At 71.1% G+C, this 18095-nt stretch carries 12 protein-coding genes and 1 pseudogene; all 13 read right to left on the bottom strand.

The window, feature by feature from the left end; translation table 11 throughout:
- Window positions 1-61: 61 nt before the first annotated feature.
- The 13 genes and pseudogenes from ACOOHE_RS12165 to ACOOHE_RS12225 all read right to left on the bottom strand — a co-directional run bounded on the left by ACOOHE_RS12165 (window position 62) and on the right by ACOOHE_RS12225 (window position 17922).
- The gene (locus ACOOHE_RS12165; RefSeq protein WP_420457625.1) at window positions 62-1549 is read right to left on the bottom strand and encodes an endo-1,4-beta-xylanase; all 1488 of its coding nucleotides are present in this window, start codon (window positions 1547-1549) and stop codon (window positions 62-64) included.
- A gap of 63 nt (window positions 1550-1612) precedes the next feature.
- Window positions 1613-1756: pseudogene (locus tag ACOOHE_RS12170) on the bottom strand (twin-arginine translocation signal domain-containing protein); the annotation flags it as partial.
- The gene (locus ACOOHE_RS12175) at window positions 1753-3006 is read right to left on the bottom strand and encodes an MFS transporter (protein WP_420454350.1); all 1254 of its coding nucleotides are present in this window, start codon (window positions 3004-3006) and stop codon (window positions 1753-1755) included. The gene ACOOHE_RS12175 and the pseudogene ACOOHE_RS12170, both read right to left, overlap by 4 nt.
- Window positions 2999-5251, bottom strand: a complete 2253-nt coding sequence (locus ACOOHE_RS12180; protein ID WP_420454351.1) for a beta-galactosidase — start codon at window positions 5249-5251, stop codon at window positions 2999-3001. The genes ACOOHE_RS12175 and ACOOHE_RS12180 overlap by 8 nt, the downstream gene beginning before the upstream one ends.
- A gap of 110 nt (window positions 5252-5361) precedes the next feature.
- Window positions 5362-6279 carry a sugar phosphate isomerase/epimerase family protein gene (locus ACOOHE_RS12185; RefSeq protein WP_420454352.1) on the bottom strand — a complete coding sequence of 306 codons (918 nt, stop codon included), beginning with the start codon at window positions 6277-6279 and terminating at the stop codon, window positions 5362-5364.
- A 39-nt stretch (window positions 6280-6318) separates the two neighbouring features.
- On the bottom strand, window positions 6319-6771 hold the full coding sequence (locus ACOOHE_RS12190; protein ID WP_420454353.1) for an ureidoglycolate lyase: 453 nt from the start codon (window positions 6769-6771) through the stop codon (window positions 6319-6321).
- Between the two features lie 4 nt (window positions 6772-6775).
- Window positions 6776-7768 carry an aldo/keto reductase gene (locus tag ACOOHE_RS12195; protein ID WP_420454354.1) on the bottom strand — a complete coding sequence of 331 codons (993 nt, stop codon included), beginning with the start codon at window positions 7766-7768 and terminating at the stop codon, window positions 6776-6778.
- Between the two features lie 2 nt (window positions 7769-7770).
- Window positions 7771-8172, bottom strand: a complete 402-nt coding sequence (gene rbsD, locus ACOOHE_RS12200) for a D-ribose pyranase (RefSeq protein WP_420454355.1) — start codon at window positions 8170-8172, stop codon at window positions 7771-7773.
- Window positions 8169-9140 (bottom strand): ribokinase, encoded by a 972-nt coding sequence (gene rbsK, locus ACOOHE_RS12205; RefSeq protein ID WP_420454356.1) that lies wholly within the window; start codon window positions 9138-9140, stop codon window positions 8169-8171. The genes rbsD and rbsK overlap by 4 nt, the downstream gene beginning before the upstream one ends.
- Window positions 9140-12439, bottom strand: coding sequence for a glycosyl hydrolase (locus tag ACOOHE_RS12210; protein ID WP_420454357.1), 3300 nt, complete (start codon window positions 12437-12439; stop codon window positions 9140-9142). Before ACOOHE_RS12210 ends, rbsK begins: the two co-directional genes overlap by 1 nt.
- A 34-nt stretch (window positions 12440-12473) precedes the next feature.
- On the bottom strand, window positions 12474-14618 hold the full coding sequence (locus tag ACOOHE_RS12215; protein ID WP_420454358.1) for a GH92 family glycosyl hydrolase: 2145 nt from the start codon (window positions 14616-14618) through the stop codon (window positions 12474-12476).
- 236 nt (window positions 14619-14854) lie between these two features.
- Complete coding sequence (locus ACOOHE_RS12220; RefSeq protein WP_420454359.1) at window positions 14855-15853, bottom strand: PorV/PorQ family protein; 999 nt, start codon at window positions 15851-15853, stop codon at window positions 14855-14857.
- Between the two features lie 11 nt (window positions 15854-15864).
- Window positions 15865-17922, bottom strand: coding sequence for a hypothetical protein (locus tag ACOOHE_RS12225; RefSeq protein WP_420454360.1), 2058 nt, complete (start codon window positions 17920-17922; stop codon window positions 15865-15867).
- Window positions 17923-18095 lie beyond the last annotated feature (173 nt).

Here is an 18095-nt window from a genome sequence, read left to right on the forward strand (position 1 = left end):
AAGGGGGTCTAGTTTCACCTTTTTCGCCCGTCGCCCACACTCCCATACCCCACCACTCCCTTTACTCCGGCAGCCGGTTCCACTCCGCCAGCAGGCCGCGGAGCCGCTCGTACGACGGCTTCGGCGAGGCGTCCTCGTTGACGAGCCCGCCGTTCTGGATGAACGTGCGGAAGTCGGCGAAGTCGTACCAGTTGAGGGCGTGGACGTAGGGGCGGGCGTAGAACACGGTGTAGAGCTGCTCGAGCCAGTCGGCCTGGAGGTCCGGGTCCCAGGGGCGGTGCCAGTCGTAGAGCGCGCCGGTCAGCTCCATCCGGTCGGCGAAGAGCGCGGCCTCGGTCGGCCCCGACGACGCGCCGATCTCGGAGATGTAGACCGGCTTGCCGAACGCCGCGAAGCGGTCCACGTGGCGGACGATGTCGGCGAGCGACCGGTTCGGGAAGTACATCTGGACGCCGACGGTCTCGAACGGGACCTCGGCCTCGACCAGGTCGGCCACGAACTGGCGCGGCGTGCGGAGCGGGCGGTCCGCCTCGCCGTGGGCCGCGTGGCCGTACGAGGCGTACTCGCCGTAGGGGCAGCAGTTGTTGATGAGCCGGTCGACGCGCGGGTTCGTGTCGTGCGTCACCTCGCAGGCCAGGCGCACGACCTCGGTGATCTGGTCCGGCGTCAGGTCGTGGACGTTGGCCCAGTCGTGGTACTCGTTGACCACCTCCCAGTGGAGCACCTTGTCGCCGTAGTGGCCGACCAGCTCGCGCGCGTGGTTCTCGACGTAGCCCTTGAGCGCGGGGAAGTCCTTCTGGGCGAGCCAGTCGGGCGTGACGGCCGGGTGGAACCACACGAGCGGCCGGCCCTCGATGGTGATGTCGTGGTCCACCAACCAGTCCACGATGTCGTCCTTGAGACCCCAGCGGTAGACGCCCTCGCGCGGCTCGAACACGGGGTACCACGTGTCCCAGATGTAGTGCGTCACGGTCGCGAAGTTGAAGGCGTCGACGAACCGCTCCTGCATCGTTTCGGACTTGGCCCAGATGTACTGCCGGGTCTCGCAGCCGAAGTGGAACTCGCCCGTCCGGGGCGTCGCCAAGACCGACCGGGCGTGCTCGAGCTCGGCCTTCTCGCCGGCCCACAGCGCGTAGAGCAGCGCCTGGTTCGCGGTCTCTCCCGCCGTCTCACCGCTCTGGCGACTGGCGTCCTCGAGGAGCTCCTGCGACAGGTCGTGGAGCCCCCGCACCTCGGCCGAGAAGGCGGTCCCCTGCCCGACATACTGACCGATGGTAGCCGCGTTGCGAGCGACGGTGCTCCGGGCGAACTCGACGTTGAGGTTGCGGACGCGCGGCCCCCGGAAGTCGTCGGCCGTGAAGTAGCGGCCCTGGTTGTCGGCCTCGAGCCAGACGTTGCCGAAGCCCTCGACGTACCACTGCGCGTTGACCGCGAACGGGCGGCTGGCCATCGACTGCGGCAGCGAGACGCCCTCGGACGTGACCGAGATGGGCGACATGTACGGGTCGCCGTCGGGCGTCGAGGCGTAGGCCCACTCGAGGGCGCCCATCACGGGGCTCGGGTACGGCCGAAGAACGATATCCGTCGAGGACCGGAGCGGACGTGCCCAGGCGGGTGCGCCCACGAGGGCGCCGGCGCCAGCGGCGGCGCTGGTCTTGAGGAAGCGGCGTCGGGAGGCGTTCATGGAAGTCTGGGGAGTGGGGGCGGATCTCGTTGCGGTCGGGGCGGAGGCCCCACGTTTGCGGCGGCCGGTCATCGGAGGCCGGGGGCAGAGTGGCGGGGCTCACGAACGCGAGTCGTCATCCAGTAGGCCGAGGCGGCGCCGGCGGCGGTCGCCCCGGCGAACACGGCGTCGGTGCCGTACCGCTCGACGGCCCAGCCAGCGGCCACGCCGACCGCGGCGAACGGGGCCGTGAGCGCGTTGCTGAGCGCGACGTAGCTGGGGCGGTCGGCCTCGGGCGCCAGCTCGGCGATGAGCGGGAGCCGAGAGACGGTGCGGAGCGCGAGCGCGGCGGCCGAGAGCGCGAAGGCGACGAGGTAGACGCCGGCCGTCGGGGCGAGCCAGGCCACGAGCGCGGCGGCGGCCGTGGCCCAGCCCGCCAGCGCCAGGTTGCCCCGGTGCCCGCGGCGGTCCGCGGCGACGCCCGCGAGCGGGCTCGCTACGACGGTCGCCGCCGCCATGACCGCCGTGAACTGGCCGGCCGCGCTGATGGGGAGCCCGAACCGGGCGATGGCATCGACCGCGAAAAAGGCCCCGGCCACCCCGCCCACGACGACGAGCGCATCGGCCACCAGCAGCCCGCGCAGGGCGGGCTGCCGGCGGAGCAGGCGCGGCAGGCGGCGGAGGAACAGGGCGGGCTCGATGCGCCGCGCGCGCCGCACCGGCACGTCGTCGCGCAAAAGCGCAAGCATGGCGTACGACCCCATCACGCCCGCGAACGCGAGTCCGAACAGCACCGCGAAGTTCGTCGGGTAGACGAACGCCTCGAGGACGACGACGGACACGACGCCCGCGACGATGCTGAGGACGGCCCCGGTCACGGCCCGGGCCGCGAACAGTCGCCCCCGGATGCCGACCGGCGTCAGCGCCGTCACCAGGTCGAACCACGCGGGGACGGCGACCGCGCCGGCGACCGCCGCGAGCCCGTAGACGGCGAAGAAGAACGTGAGCCCCGCCGCTGGCGTCGCATTGCCGAGCCACCACGCCGTGCCCACGGCCAGCAGCAGCCAGGGGAGCCGCTGCGCGAGCGCCGTCACCAAGACGAGCCGCTTGCGGGACTCGGCGTGCTGGGCGCGGTGCGCCGCGAAAACCTGGGGCACGTTCATCCCGACCGCCCACACGACGGGGATTGCTCCCACGGCCACCGCCCCGCCGCCCAACCGCTCGACGAACACCGGCAGGACCGTCGCGGCCGAGGCGAAGCTCAGCCCGAACGTGAACAGCGCGCCGTCGGCCACGTTGAGCGCGGCGTTGCGGCGGACCGTCTTGGGGGCGGCCTCAGCCACGGTAGACGCGGACCTCCTCCGGGCCGAGGGCGACGGTCAGCGACGCCCCCTCGGCGGTCGCCGTCGCCTCCACCTCGTCGCCGCCGAACACCTCCGCAAACGGGCCGGCCTCGAGGCCGGGGACCGACAGCGACGCCCGGACAGGGCGGCCCTCGAGGTTGCGGACGACGAGCATCTGGCCGTCCCCGTCCTCGAGGACGTCGACGCGGACCGCCCCGTCGCCGACGACCTGGGGCCGCTCGAGGGCGACCGCGTGATCGACGAGGGCGGCGACGAGCGCGCCATTGGACCGCTCGCCCGTCCGCTGGTGCGGGAGCGTGACGTAGGAGCCGATCAGGACGGCCCGGCCGTCGCCCCAGGCGTGGCTCGTGACGGCCGGCTGGCCGTCGGCGTAGGTCGCCAGGACGTCGGCGCCCTCCAGCGAGAACGTTTCTTTGACGAGCGCGCCGTACGCCTTCGAGCCGGCCGGGAAGCCGGGAAGATCCACGCTCGCCACGACCTCGACGCGGCCGAGCCCGCCCGAGGGGTCGAACGGCTGGGCCGCGACCGTCCCGTCTCCGGCGACGCCCCCGCGCACCGCCGCCACCTCCGACGCGCGCGTGGCGCCGTGGACCAGGGCGTACTCGTGCTCCGACGCCGGCTCGGCGTTCCGCTGGCGGGCGCCGAACACCTCGTCCAGCCCGTAACCAGGCACCGTCGTGTGGTGCCGCCCGCCCTCGACGTCCCACCCACCCGCGTACGCCTCGGCAATGAGGACGCCGCCGGCTTGGACCCACTCCTTCAGCCGCTCGGCGATCTCGGCCGAGAGCCAGTACGGGAAGGGCGCCACGATGACGCGGTATTGATCGAGCGTGTCGCCCTCGAAATCGACCGGGTGGACCAGGTCCACGACGTGGTTCCGGTCGTAGAGCGCGCGGTGGGCGCCCAAGATGGAGTCCGTGGCATTCTTCTCGTTGCCCGTCGCGGCCCAGGTAAAGATCTGGTTGTCGGGGCTGTAGAGGACGGCCACCTGGGAGGGGCGCGGCTCGCAGTCGAGGACAAAGTCGGCGTGCTCCTGCAGGACGCGGCCGATCTCGGCGAACGACTCGAGCCAGGGCGTCGAGCTTCCGTCGAGGTGCGAGAGCCCCCACGTCGGCGCCTCGCGGCCCAAGGTCTCGGGGCGGTACTGCCAGAAGAGGAACCCCTTGAGGTTCGCCGCGAGCCCCGTGAACACGTGGCGCTTGATGTCGTCGGCGGTGATCGCGTGAGGCAGGTCGAGCGTGTAGCCCATCAGCATCAGCATCTCGGCCGAGATGATGGGCTTGCCCCGGGCGCACGACCGGAGCACGTCGCACATCATGGGGTCGTCCATCTGGGTGATCCCGTGGAGGTCGCCCGTCTGCCCGACGTTCCAGGGGTCGTTGGCCGTCGAGACGGTCGGGAAGCCCTGCAGGAAGACGTGGTGGCACATCAGCGGGTGCCGCCCGGCGTCGGCCTCCCGCGCGACCTCGAAGCGGCGGCGGACGTGCTGGCCCAGGACGTCCACGAAGAACGTCCGCCAGTCCACCAGGTCGTTGAAGGTGTTCCGCGTGCGCGGGACCTCGGCCTCGTCGAACGACTGGTAGTTCCGTTTCCAGGCGGTGTTGAGCGCGTCGATCTCGCCGCCGTAGGTCTCCGCGAGCCACCGGCGGAAGGCGGCGACGGCGTGCGGGTTGTAGTCGAGCATGTCGCCGATCTTTTGGGCGTCGTCGGCCCACAGCCGCATCTCGGCCATCGACTGCGTGAGCTCGGGCTCGCTGCCGACGTTCCAGATCGCCAGCGCCGGGTGGTCCGAATACCGCTCGATGGCGGCCCGGAGCCAGCGGAACATGTGGTCCTGAGCTGGGGCGTGACACAGTGAGAGCCCGAGCCCGCCGATCTGCCGGTGCGGCTGCGTCTGCGGCCCGATCCGCTCGCCTGCCAGCGTGACCATCGAGGCGTCGGGATATTTTTGGTACACCCAAGCCGGCGCCACGTCCACGATGGTGTTGAGCATGACGCGGAGCCCGTGCCGGTCGGCTACGTCCATCAGCCGGTCGATGTCGTCCCAGTCGTAGCGGTCCTCGGCGGGGTGGTTCCAGCGCCACTGGAGCCAGTACTTGACCATCGTGAACCCCAACTCCGCCATGCGCGCGTGGTCGCGGTCCCAGTCCTCGGGCCGGGGCGACGGCGCGCGGTAGTATTGAGAGCCGTAGGGGACGTAGACGTCGTCGAGGAGGGAGCGCACGAGCGGAACGGGGAGTGTGGGTGTGTGGGAGGATGGGGGTGTGGGAGGACGTCGGGAGCGGGGGAGCGGGCTTTCCTCCCTCTCCTCCCATACCCCTCCCCCCACACTCATCAAACGGCGCTCTCGAGGTGCTGGCGGGCTTTGAGGAGCCCCGCCTTGACGCCGGCCTCGCCCTCGAAGTCGTCGTCCTCGTGCTCGATCGAGAGCACGTCGTCGTAGCCGACCTCCCGGAGCGCGGCGACGAACGCGGCCCAATCGACCTCGCCGTCGCCGGGCACCTTGTAGCGCCACCAGCCCGACCGCCAGGTGTCGGCGTCGAGCTGCTTCCACGTCGAGCCGTAGCGGTAGCGGCCCTCGGGCAGCATCTCGACGTCCTTGGCGTGGGCGTGGAAGACCTTGGACCCATACTCGCGCGTCGCCCGGAGGTAGTCGATCCCCAGCCACAGGAGGTGCGACGGGTCGAGGTTGAGCCCGAAGCTGTCGCTCGGGACCTCGGTAAACAGGGCGTCCCACAGCTCGGGCGAGAAGGCGTAGTTGCCGGGGATGCCGAACTGGACCCAGTTGAACATGGGGCAGTTCTCGATCATGACGCGCACGCCCTGGTCTTCGGCGTAGGCCACGACCTCGCGGAAGATGACGCCGATCTCCTTCATGTTGCGGTCGGGGTTGACGGGTCGCCCGCCCACGAACGTCCCCACGCGGTCGACGCCCAGGAGCGCCGCCGCGTCGATCACGTTGCGGAGGTAGCGCCGGTGCTCGGCGGTCTTCTCCTTGCGCCCGTGCAAGATGTTGTCGAAGTAGGCGAAGGCCGAGATGCGGACGCCGTGCTCGTCGAGGAGGTCGTTGACGCGCGCGGCGTCGTCGGCCGTGAAGGCGTCGGCGTCGATGTGGCGGGGGAGCTTGCCTCCCATTGCGCTCTTGGGCCACGTCGAGATCTCGAGCGACGCGAACCCGTTCTGGGCGGCCCACGGGACGAGTTGCTCGAGGGGGACGCCGCCCAAGCTGCCGGTCAGGAATCCGATGTCCATTGCGGAGGAGTGTGGAGATGGGGAAGCGGGCGGCGCCAGCTACAGAGACAACGGGGTCGGGTCGAGGTCGCGCATCGTGACGTCCTGGGCGGGCGTGCCGCGCCGGAACAGGACGAGGTAGGTGGCCGCGTCGCCGTCGGCGGGATGGCAGGCGCTGTGCCAGACGCCGGCGTCGATCACGACGACCTCGCCGGGCTCGACGCGGAACGCTTCGAGGGCGCCCTCCCCCAGCACGGGGAGCACGACGGCCCGGTCGATGGGGACGAGGACCTCGGGCGTCCGGTCGTGGCGTTCGACCCAGTCCACGGCCGGCGTGGGCTGGCGGGTGACGATGCAGTACCCGACCTCGGTCTCGCCCTCGACGGCGTAGCGCGCGACGTCGGACCAGTAGCGGAAGGCGTCGCCCTGGGCCGTCGGTGGGGAGCCGGGGGGCTGGGCGACGGAGCCATAAGGCGCGAAGCGCTCGGGCGTGAGAGGCAGGACGGGGATCATGGAGTCAGTCGTCTTGGCGCTCGAGCCACAGATGGCGTTGCCAGGCGTGGGCTGCGAGGTCGGCGCGCTCGTCGGCGCCCAACGGGTCGCCGACGCCGGCGGCCGTGTTCATCTCGGCCTGCTCGGGCGTCCTCATCCCGGGGATCACGACGCTCACGGCCGGGTGGCTGCGGGCGAAGCGGAGCGCGTACTCGGCGAGGTCGAGGTCGGGGTGACGCTCGTCCTTGAACTCGCGGAGCGCCTCGACGCGGCGGACGGTCTCTTCGAGCGCGCCGTCGGCGAAGTAGTCCCGGCGGTGGTCGCCCTCGGGAAACGTGGTGTCGGCGTCGAACTTCCCCGTCAGCGCGCCCTCGTCGAACGGGACGCGGACGATCACGGCCGTCTCGGTCCGTTGGCAGACCGGGAACAGGTTCCATTCGGCCGAGCGGTCGAACACGTTGTACACCGTCTGGACGGCGTCGACGGTCCCGTCCAGCAGCGACCCGACCACGACGCCGGGCGCGTGGTCGGGGACCGACACGCCGACGGCGCGGATCTTCCCGTCGCGCTTGAGGGTCGCCATCGCCTCTTTCCACTCGTCCTGGACATTGAACGCCGGCGCCCAGGCGTGGAACTGGTACACGTCGATGGTCTCGCGGCCCAGCCGCCGCAGCGACTCCTCGCAGGCCGAGATCAGGTGGTCGGCCGGGAAGAGGTCTCGGGCGTCGGCGTCGGCGCGCGGCGGCCACTCGAAGCCCTCGCGCTGGGGCACCTTGGTGGCGACGTACACCTCCTCCGTCCGCTCGGCCAGGACCTTGCCGATGACCTCTTCGCTGTGACCCTCGCCGTAGACCTGGGCCGTGTCCACAAAGTTGACGCCGCGGTCGAGGGCCGTGTGGAGCGCCCGGACCGACTCGTCGTCGTCCTGCTCGCCCCACATGCCCCCGCCGATGGCCCACCCGCCGAAGCCAATGGCCGAGACGCGCCAGCCGAGACGCCCGAAGGTGCGGTGCTGCATGGCTAGAACGTGACCCCCGAGCACAGCATGACGTTGGCGTAGGGTGAGGCCTCGCCCGTGCGGACGTAGGACGTGTTGCCACCGTTGGCAGCCATCGCCTTGAACCGCTCGTGCGAGACGTGCTCGACGGCGGTCCCGTTGAGGCGCTCGACGAGCCCGTGGTAGACGCCGTTGCCGCCCGCGACCAGCTCGTCGGCGATCACGGCGCGCTCGACGGCCAGCTCTTCCAGAACCACGTCGAGCGTGTCGAGGAAGCCGGGCAGGCCGGGCCGGACGGCCAGGTCCACGACCTCGGAGCCGTGGGGGATCGGGAGCCCGCAGTCGCACACGACGAGGCAGTCGGTGTGGCCCATCCGGGCGATGACGCGGGACAGGTGCGTGTTGAGCGTGCCGATCTTTTTCATGACTCGTGGTCGGCTTCGTGGGCTGAGGCGTAGACGGCGACCTGGTCGAGCGTCGGCATGGCGGCCTGGGCGCCGCGCTGGGTGACGGCCGCCGCGCCGACGGCGTTGGCGAGCAAGAGGGCGTCGTCGACCGACTGGCCCCGGGCGAGCGCGAACGCGAGCGCCCCGTTGAAGGCGTCGCCGGCGCCCGTCGTGTCGACGGCCCGGACGGCGGGCGCCGGCACGTGTCGCTCGCGCTCGGCGGAGACCGAGAGCGCGCCGTCGGCCCCCAGCGTGACCACGACGTGGCGGGCGCCGCGCGCGACGAGGGCGCGGGCGGCCTGGCCCGCCGAGGCCCGGTCGGTCACGGCGACGCCCGAGAGCGCGGCGGCCTCGGACTCGTTCGGCGTCAGGACGTCGACCGACGCCAGGAGCGCGTCGGAGAGCGGCCGGGCCGGGGCCGGGTTCAGCACCACGCGCGCGCCGACCTCCGTCGCCAGCGCCGCGGCGCGCTCGACGGTCTCGACCGGCACCTCGAGCTGGAGCAGGACCACGTCGGCGGCCTCGAACAGGGACCGGGCGGCCTCGACGTCGTCCGGCGCCAGGCGGCCGTTGGCGCCCGAGGCCACGATGATCTGGTTCTCGCCCCGCCCATCGACCGTGATCAAGGCCACGCCCGACGACCCGTCGTCGGCCTGGACGGCGCCGACGTCGACGCCGGCGGCGTCGAGGTCGTCCAGGAGTTGGCCCCCGAAGGCGTCGTCGCCGACGCGGCCCAGGAACCGGACGTCGCCGCCCAGCCGGGCGCAGGCGACGGCCTGGTTGGCGCCTTTGCCGCCGGAGAACGCCGTCAGCTCGTCGGTCAGGACCGTCTCGCCGGGCGCGGGGAACCGCTCGCAGACGACCACCAAGTCCATGTTCGCGCTGCCCACGACGAGCACGCGCCCTCGGCGGGCGTGTCCGTTCGGGCGTCCGTTGGGGTCGGCCATCAGTCGAGGCGGTAGCGGTGGGCGTGCGTCAGGCGCGGCGGCGACATGAGGCCGGAGGCGTGAGGCTTGCCCTCCAGGATGTTGATCAACGTGTTCGTGACCCGGACCTCGACGGTGTTCGTCCCGGCCACCACGTCGTCGGTGACGTCGAGCCGGTACGGATGCCACGGCGCCACGCGGGCGGGGCCGCCGTTGACGCGGACCTCGAGGACGTCCTCGCCGCAGTCGGCCTCCAGCGTCACGCGGCCGTCGAGCACGTCGGCCGGGACCTCGACCGTGCAGCGGTAGACGCCCGTGCCGGAAAAGAACGGGTAGCCCTGCTCGGTCCAGTCGCCGACCTCGACGCGGCGGCGCGGGGCGACGACGGCCCAGCCGTCGGCCTCGGAGCCCTCGAGGCCGAAGTCGCCGACGAGCTTGAGCAGGTCGAGCACGCCGTCGGTCCGCTTGCGGGCCGCCAACTCGACGGCGACGACGTTCTCGCCTTCGACAAGCAGCGATTGGACATCGACCTCGGGGATCTGGGCGTCGAGCCACGAGCGCTCGCCCCGGGTCGGGACCGGCGTCCCATTGAGCCACAGTCTCACATCGTCGCCCCGGAACCCGTCGATCAGGAGCCGCGCGTCGTCGGGTACGTCGCGGACCGTGAAGCGCGTCCGGTACTGGACGGTGACGGGGTAGACGGCCTCGTCGCGCTCCTGCGGAAGCTGCATCTCCCACGACCCGTTCGTGACCGCGAGCCAACCGGCGTCGTCGAGGTCGGGCCGCTCGAAGCCTTGGACGCGGTCGGCGTCGGCCTCGGCCCAGTGCATCCGCCAGTCGCCGACCAGGAGCGCGTTGGGTTCCTCGGTGTGGAAGTCGAACTCCGTCGGGAGACCGACCGGCGCCACCGGTGCCTTGGCGTCGGCCGTCCGCCGCTGGCCGCCGACGACGGCGAACGGAGCGCCCTCCGTGAGGAAGCCGACGACGGCGCCGTCCTCCATCGCCACGCCGTCCAGGTTCGTGTCCGTCACGTGCGCCCCGCTGGCGTCGCTCCCCTCCGGGACGATCACGACGCGGGCCTCGCTCGGCGGGAAGTCGAGGGCCACCACGAGCCGCCCGTCGCGGACCTCGTACACGTCGAGCGGCCGGGTCTCGCCCGTGTTCGGGTCCCACAGCTCGGGTCGCCCGACGTGCTCGACCGAGACCTCGACGCGGCCACGATCTTGCTGCGTCGTGTTGGCTAGGAAGTAGACGTGGTGGCCGTCTTTTACGCGGTGGAGGTAGAAGACGGCTTCGTCCGAGACCGTGACGTCCGGGGTGATGCATCCCAGCAGCGTGTTGCGGACGGCGTCGAACGCCTGGTCCCGGATCACGCCGTCGTCGCCCCGGAGCCCGGGGCCGGCGATGACCGAGACGGTGCCCGCGCCGACGTCGCGGGTGTGCACCTCGAGGTCGGCCTGGCCGTCCTCGAACCGCTGGCGGAGCGCGGCGCCGTCCACGCCGAACAGGCCGTCGAGGTCGGGGGCGTGCCCATTGGGAGGGACCGGGGCCGCCGTGCCGGGCCGGAGCACCTGCTGCGGCACCAACGTCGTCGCGATTACGTGGCCGCCGCCCTCGACGAGCCGCTCGACCTGGGCGACCGTCTCGGGTCGCAGGTGCGTCGTCGCCGGCAGGACCAGGACCTCGAACGTCTCGTCGCGGATCGTGATGGTCCCGTCCTCGACGGTGGCGTCGGCCAGGACCTCCTCGTCGAGGTAGTCGAAGTCGAGGTGCATCCGCAGCAGCGCGTCCGTCAGGTGCGTGAAGTCGTCCTCGATGACGGCGCTCGCCGCGTCGCGGTGTTGGGGGACGAAGTGCGCCCAGATGCTCGTGATCGGGTACAGCACGGCGACCTTCGCGACGTGGCGTCCGCCCGAGAGCAGGTGGCCGAGGCGCGCCATGTAGTCGGTGAACTGGGGGTAGTGGCCCCACCACGTGTGGTGGTAGAACTGCGACGGGGGCCAGTCCCGCTTCCGCTCGCCCTCGATGGTGTAGTGGTAGCCGTGGTTGTTGAACAGGTTGACGCCCAGGACCAGCTCCCAGTTGGCGATCCACTTCATCCGCTCCAGCGTGCAGTCCCAGTAGGTCCCCCCCATCGACTCACACAGGAGCCGGGCGCTGCCGAAGTGGTGGGCCGCCGAGGACCCGATCTTGAGCGCGACGTGCTCCGCCGGCTCCGACTTGCTCCCGACCTTGGGGTACAGGTGGTCCACGCCGACCACGTCCATGTGGCGGAGATAGCGGAACAGGTTGCCCTCGCACCGGGCCTGGAGCCGCAGCAGCTCCTCGAACAGCAGGTGGCCCGTGAACAGGGTGCCGTGCTCGTGGCACCAGTCGGCGATCCGCTTGTAGTAGGTCTCCTCGTACTGCTCGGTCAGCGTCTGGTAAAAGTCGAACCGGACCTGGGCCGTGACCTCGCCCATCCGGGTGTAGAGGGCCGGCAGGAACGGTTTGAGGTCGTAGCCCCGGCGCTCGCGGAAGATCTTGAACATCTGCCGGCTCCACGGGACGACGTGGTTCTGGAGCCCGACTTGGAAGTAGTACATCGCCGGCTCGTCCGTGTAGAAGCCGGGCACGGCACGGCCGAACTCGTCGCCCACGGCGGCGCGGTACTTCTCGTGCGTCAGCTCGATAAACCGCTCGGTGCTCTCCGGATCGAGCGTGTCGATGTACCACGGGGCCTCTTTTTCGAGGAAGTACATCAGCGTCCACTTCCCCGCCGGGGCCTCCCAGGGGACCGTGTTCTCGAACGACAGGTGCTTGTTGAGGTCCGTGACCTCCTCGATCGTGCTCTCGAACTGCTCCGTGCGGACGCCGTACGCCGCGACGGCCTTTGCAGGGCCGGTGTTGACGTAGCGCGAGTCCTGGGCCTCCAAAAACGTGAACAGCGGCCCCTCGATGTGGAGCGCCACCAGGTCGAGGTACTTCTGGGCCGTGTGCGGGTAGGCCTCGATCACCTGGCGCTCGGCCGTCCCGCTGGGCCAGTCCATCTCGTCGTAGACCCACAGGTCGAGCCCGATCTCCTTCCCCTTGGCGACGGCGAACTTGACGCACTCGAACCACTCGTCGGAGAGGTACCCGATCTCGAGCGCCATCCGGCCGTGGATGAACAGGCTGCGGACGCCCTTGTCGTAGTACTCGCGCAACTGCCACTCCATCTCGGCGGGGTCCATCTCGCCGTTCCAGAACCAGAACGGGACGATGCCCATCTCGAGCGGGGGCTCCTGGAAGCTCTCGCGCGTGAGGGGGAGGCCGTGGACGAGTGCGTCTTGATGCGCCATGCGAGCGGTCGGGGGAAGAGGCCAGAGACTGACTCTACCGGAGGGCGGGATCGTCGGAGACCGAGGGGGGCGGGTCCGCGTCGCGTCCCCAGCTGGAGGGCTCGGGTCCCATCACGAAGGCGAGCGTTCCACCGTCGGCGATCTGGCCGTGGCGGAACCAGGCGTGCACGAGGGGCCGCCCGTTGAGCGTCGCCGACTGGACGTAGCGGTTGGCCTCCGACACGTTCTCGGCCGTCACCACCAGCTCGCGGCCGTCGCCCAGGTCGAGCGTCGCGCGCGGGAAGAGCGGGCTGCCGACGAGGTAGACGTCCTGGCCGGCGTTGGGGTAGAAGCCGAGCGCCGAGAACACGTACCACGCTGACATGGCGCCCGCGTCGTCCTGGCCCGGCAGGCCGTCGTCCACGGGCGCGTACTCGGTGGCGAGGATGTGGCGGACGCGCTCGGCCGTCTTGTCGGGGCGCCCGGCGTAGACGTAGAGGTAGGGCGAGAGCAGGCCCGGCTCGTTGTGGTGGGCGTAGTGCTCCTCGTCGAAGAGCCGGTCGAGGTGGGCGGTGAACGCTTGCGGCCCGCCATGCCGCCGGATCAGCCCGCCGACGTCGTGGGGCACGAACGTGCTGTAGTGCCACGGCTGGCCCTCGTAGAAGTACGGCCCCTCCCACCACCGCTCGATCTGGAAGTCGGGCGCGAACCCCTCTTCCCACTCGCCCTCGGGCGTCCTGGCCCAGAAGAACTTGGTGTCGGGCATGAACAGGTTGTAGCTGTTCAGCGACCGGGCGCGGTAGCGGGCCGCATCCTGGTCGTGCCCCAGCGTCTCCGCCAGTTGGGCGACGGCGAAGTCGTTGAGGGCGTACTCCAGCGTCCGCGACGACCCGCACCACTTGTTGGTGGACGAGTAGCCGAGCGTCAGGTACTCGTCGGAGTCGCGGCCGTACTCGCCGGGCTGGGGCGACGGCCGGTCGGCGTCCTTCTGCGCCGCCTGGTACGCCGTCTCATAGTCGATGCCCTCCAGGCCCTTGACGGCGGCGTCGGCGAGGACCACGACGCCGTTCGAGCCGCCCTGGACGAACCCGTGCGTCCCGCTCGTCCAGCACTCCGGGAGCCAGCCCGTGTGGCGGTACGTGTCCACCAGGCTCCGCACCATGTCGCGCTGGCGCTCCGGCCGCACGAGCGTAAAGAGGGGGTGGACGGCGCGGTAGGTGTCCCAGAGGGCGAAGTAGTCCCAGTAGTGGGGCTCGCTAGAGGTCCACCGCGGGTTCTCGCCCGTCACGTCGGTCGGCATCAGCATCGTGTTGTAGAGGGCCGAGTAGAACATCCGGCGCTGGTCTTCCGAGCCGCCCTCGACGCGGATCGTCCCCAGGTGCTCGTCCCACACCGCCTCCCCCCTCTCGCGGACGGTCTCCATCGCCACACCCTCGACCGGCTGGCGGTTGGCGCGTGCCCGGTCGACGGAGGTGAGCGAGATCCCGATCTCCATCACGACCGGCTCGCCGTCCGACGTGTCGAACGTCAGGAAGGCGCCGACGCCCGTGCTGTCGCCGATGGCCGCGTCGGCCCCACGGGCCGCCTGGCCGGCGGTCCACGTCCCGTGCTCGACGAACGGCTGGCGGAAGCGGGCGGCGAAGTAGACGCGGTACGGGACCGGCGGCCCCCACCCGCCCCGGTACGTCCCGTAGCCCTCAACCTCGCGGTCGCCGACGACGCGGACGTTTCCCTGGACCAGCCGCGTCGGCGCGAACTCGACGACGTCGACGGCGCGGGCGAGGTCAAACAGGACGCGCGCGGTGTCGGCCTCGAAGGTGTAGCGGTGGAGCGCGGCTCGGCCGGCCGCTGCCAGCTCGGCGCGGGCGCCCCAGCGCGTCAGGTCGACGCCGTAAAACCCGGGCCGGGCCGTCTCGCCCGCCTTATCCGAGGTGTAGCTCTCGAGGTCGAGCGGGCCGGTCTGGACGGTGACGAACACGTTGCCGTACTTGCCCGGCCCGCCGGTCCCGCTCACGTGCGTGTGGCTGAACCCGTCGATGGGCCGCCACGGCACGTAGCCGCTCGTGTTCTGGGGGAGCGGGGTGTCCGGTCCCAGGCGGACGAGCGAGAACGGGAGCGCGGCGCCGGGGAACGTGGCGCCGCCGCCGTCCTCGGTCCCGACCAGGGGATCGGCGAGATCGACGGGCCGGTCCTGGGCCACGAGTGGGGCGACTACCAGCAGGGCCAGCGCCAGCCCAGCCGCGAGCCGCTGGCGGCGGGCGCCAGCGGGGCCGGTCGCTCCCCCCGCGTTCCCGCCAGTCGCTACGCTCCCAGGCTGGAACGCTGTCCCCCTCGCGCATGAGGGGGACAGTCCGCACGCCCGTTGAGCGGAGCGATGGGCGCGCGGACGGGGGGAGCCGTCTGCCGGCCGTCGTCCTCTGGTCGTTTCAGTCACGGCTACAGGGCGAACGAGACCGACAGCCGCTGCGGCGCCGACAGGAAGGAGTACCCGACGTAGGCGTAGTCGATGCGCATCTGGACGCCGCCGACCTCGGGGTTGATGCCGGCCCCTAGTGACCATTGCCCCTCGTCGTAGCCCAGTCGGTACCCGCCCCGGAGCGCCACGAAGTCGTCGATGGTGTACTCGAGGCCGAGGTGCAGCCGCTCGCTGAAGTCGTTCGTGTTGATGGCCTCGGCGCTGGCCGTCAGGCTGTGCCCCGCGGGCGCCCCGACGAACCCGTCGGCGCCGGCGAGCGTGCCGGCGAGGCCGATCCGGAACACGAGGGGGACGTCGTATCCCTCCTGGCGGTCGGCCGAGTCCTCGTCGAGCCAGCGGACCGAGCCGGCGAAGTTCTGGGCGCTCATGGCAAGCTGGAGCCCCCGCGCGCCGATGTCGTACGTCGTGCCCACGTCTAGGGCGAAGGTGCCCGTGCCGTAGTCGGCCAGCGACTCGTGGACGTACTTGGCGCCGACGCCGATGGAGAGCCGGTCGGTGAAGGTGCGGGCCGCATGGAGGCCGACCATCACGTTGCCGCCCGAGACCGAACTGCCCGTCCGCCCGTCGGCCGGACCGACGACGGCCTCGGGGATGTCGCCGTAGTCGAGCGCCGCGACCGACAGGGCCACCGTCGTGGCCGCCCCGAACCGCCCGCCCACGGCAGCCCCCACGTACTGGGTGTCCGCGATCCACTTCGTGTACGAGAACGACGCCTCCGGCCCCTGCATCCCGCTGATCCCGGCCGGGTTCCAGAACGCCGCGTTGACGTCGCGGACCGTCGCCACGCTCGCCTCGCCGAGCGCCGCCTGTCGCGCGCCGACGCCGATCTTGAGGAACTGGAAGGCCGTCCGCCCCCCCTTGTTGAAGTCGCCTTGCTCGAGGTCGCTGTTGTCCTGGGCGCTGGCGGGCGGGACCAGAGTGAGGGCGAGGACGGCGAGGCAGGTCGTGATGCGGGTCATGGCAACGGGGGCTAGCGCACGATGACGATCTTGCCCGTCGCGTCGGCCTCCAAGCCGTCGGTCTGGGAGCGGACGTGGAACACGTAGAGGCCGGGGGCCACCAGCAGGCCGGAGTCGCTCTTCTGGTCCCAGCCGGTCGTCCCGAACAGGTTGCCGCGCGCGTCCGGCCCGTGCTCGATGGTGCGAATAAGGTCCCCGGCGACGGTGTAGATCCGGATCGTGGCCCGCTCGGGCAGGTTGCGGAATTCGATCCGGTACGGGTCGTTGAGCCCGAACGACCGTTGGGCGTCGCCGAACACGAACGGGTTCGGGACGGCGTAGACGTCGAACGACGCGACCGGGCCGGCAAGGGCGGCCGTGGCCTGGGAGCGGTTGTAGCTCCCGCTGACCAGCTCCGGCAGGTCCGTCACGACGGTCCCGTTGGCCGAGGTCCAGGGCGCCGGGTCGCTGTCGTAGGCGGCCACGTAGTAGCCGTAGCGGCGGCCGAACTCGACGGCCTCGTCGACGAAGCGGTAGCGGCCCAGCTCGGCGTCGAGGTACTGGCCGGCCTCCGCGATGGGGACGTCGGCGACCAAGTCCCAGGCGGCGCCTCGGAACACGGGCTCCTCGGTGTCGGACGTGAACTGGAAGTCGGTCGAGCGGTAGATCCGATAGCCGTCCAAGCTGGCGCGCCCGTCGTAGAACGCGCCGCCCGAGCCGTCGGCGACGGTCGTGGTCTCGGCGACGTCGGTCCAGGTGACGGCGATGGCCGCCTCGTCGGTGCCCGTCGAGGCGTTGACGGCGTCGGTCTGGGGCGCCGGCGGCGGCTCGGGCACGTCAGCCGCGATCTCGAAGCCGTCGACACTCGCGCCGATCCCCCACGCGACGGCCTGGCGGGCCAGGTCGGCGTTGCGCTGGATGGCCGCAATCGTGCTGTCGGGGAAGTGGCCGTCGGGGTCGCCGGCGATGACCTCGCGGTAGTCCATGACGCCGGCGATCTCAGCGATCACGAACCGGAGGGTCTCGCCGGGCTCGATGCTGTACGGCCCGTAGGAGTGGGTGTAGAAGTTGGAGCGGTTGCCCTCGTTGCCCAGCTGCTCCTGCCGGGTCGGCGTCATCAGGAAGTCGTGGAAGGCCTTTTTGGGACGGCCGTTCGTGGTGAAGAACTCGAGGTCGAGGTCCGAGCCCAGCAGCTGTCCCCCCTTGAACACGTCCACGCGCAGGACGTCCGGGGACGGCGTCGCCCGCTGCCCCGTCCCGTCGAGCGTCGGCGCCGAGAGCGCGAGCCAGCCGAACGCGGCCGGGCTCATCAACTCGGGCCCAAACTTCTGCCGCCACGCCTGGCCGTCCTTGACGGGGTACGTGTTGAACGGGGTCGGCTCGGCGCCGCCGTTGTAGTTGTACGAGAACGCCAGCGTCCGGTCGTCCGAGACCTGGTAGTAGTCGTGGTACGGCGGCTTCCATCCGAACGCGCCGGCCTGGACGGCGGTCAGGTCGCTGTGGAAGTTGATCTGGCTCTTGGTCGAGACCGAGACGGCGCCGTGGAACCCGATGTAGACGTCCTCCAAGGTCTGCTGGAACGCGGCGGGGTCCGGGACCACTTCGCCGGTCAGCGTCGAGACCACGCGGCCCGTGTTCTCGAACGTGTAGTCGTAGACGATAAAGTCGGCGTAGCCGGGGAAGCCCCACACCGAGCTCCGCCGCGTCGTGGTCAAGCCCAGGCTGGTCTCCCACGTCGTCTCGGTCCACTCCTCGGGCAAGCGCGGGTCGAACCCCTCGTCCTCGAGGTAGTTGGTCTGGAGCGCGAGGGGCGGGAGCACGGCCGTGGTGCCGTAGGTGTCCTCGCTGCCGCCGGAGACGAACAGCTCATAGTCGGCCGGCTGAGGCGAATACGCGGGGGGCGGGCCGGGCACGGTCACGTCCCGAGCGGCGATCCAGACGCCGGCCCGGAAGTTGTGCATGTTGGCGTTGGCGAACGTGTTGATCGCGTTCTGCTCGCCGCCGACGGGGTGCGTGAACCCGCGGAAGCCGGGGAAGAGACCCATCGGCGCCGACGTGAGGAAGTCGAAGGCGCCAGGGTCGCCGATCATGCCGAAGTTCCACAGCTCCTCCCAGAGCCGACCTCGACGGTGGACCACCTGGTTCTGGGCTTGCGCCCACGCCTCCCCCGCCCCGGCCACCACGACGAGCGCCGCCAGCGCGAGAGCCGCCAGCCGCTGACGAACGGAACGGTCGGATTGCGGGCGACGACCGAGACCTGAAC

The sequence above is a fragment of the Rubrivirga sp. genome, from assembly GCF_965213695.1.
In the GTDB taxonomy this organism is placed as follows: domain Bacteria; phylum Bacteroidota; class Rhodothermia; order Rhodothermales; family Rubricoccaceae; genus Rubrivirga.

What these genes read in the sequence shown, in the direction of transcription:
- ACOOHE_RS12165 (WP_420457625.1), bottom strand. Translation starts at nt 1,549, where the DNA reads ATGGGCGCCCTCGAGTGGGCCTACGCCTCGACGCCCGACGGCGACCCG.
- ACOOHE_RS12185 (WP_420454352.1), bottom strand. Translation starts at nt 6,279, where the DNA reads ATGGACATCGGATTCCTGACCGGCAGCTTGGGCGGCGTCCCCCTCGAG.
- ACOOHE_RS12190 (WP_420454353.1), bottom strand. Translation starts at nt 6,771, where the DNA reads ATGATCCCCGTCCTGCCTCTCACGCCCGAGCGCTTCGCGCCTTATGGC.
- ACOOHE_RS12195 (WP_420454354.1), bottom strand. Translation starts at nt 7,768, where the DNA reads ATGCAGCACCGCACCTTCGGGCGTCTCGGCTGGCGCGTCTCGGCCATT.
- rbsD (WP_420454355.1), bottom strand. Translation starts at nt 8,172, where the DNA reads ATGAAAAAGATCGGCACGCTCAACACGCACCTGTCCCGCGTCATCGCC.
- rbsK (WP_420454356.1), bottom strand. Translation starts at nt 9,140, where the DNA reads ATGGCCGACCCCAACGGACGCCCGAACGGACACGCCCGCCGAGGGCGC.
- ACOOHE_RS12210 (WP_420454357.1), bottom strand. Translation starts at nt 12,439, where the DNA reads ATGGCGCATCAAGACGCACTCGTCCACGGCCTCCCCCTCACGCGCGAG.
- ACOOHE_RS12220 (WP_420454359.1), bottom strand. Translation starts at nt 15,853, where the DNA reads ATGACCCGCATCACGACCTGCCTCGCCGTCCTCGCCCTCACTCTGGTC.
- ACOOHE_RS12225 (WP_420454360.1), bottom strand. Translation starts at nt 17,922, where the DNA reads ATGATCGGCGACCCTGGCGCCTTCGACTTCCTCACGTCGGCGCCGATG.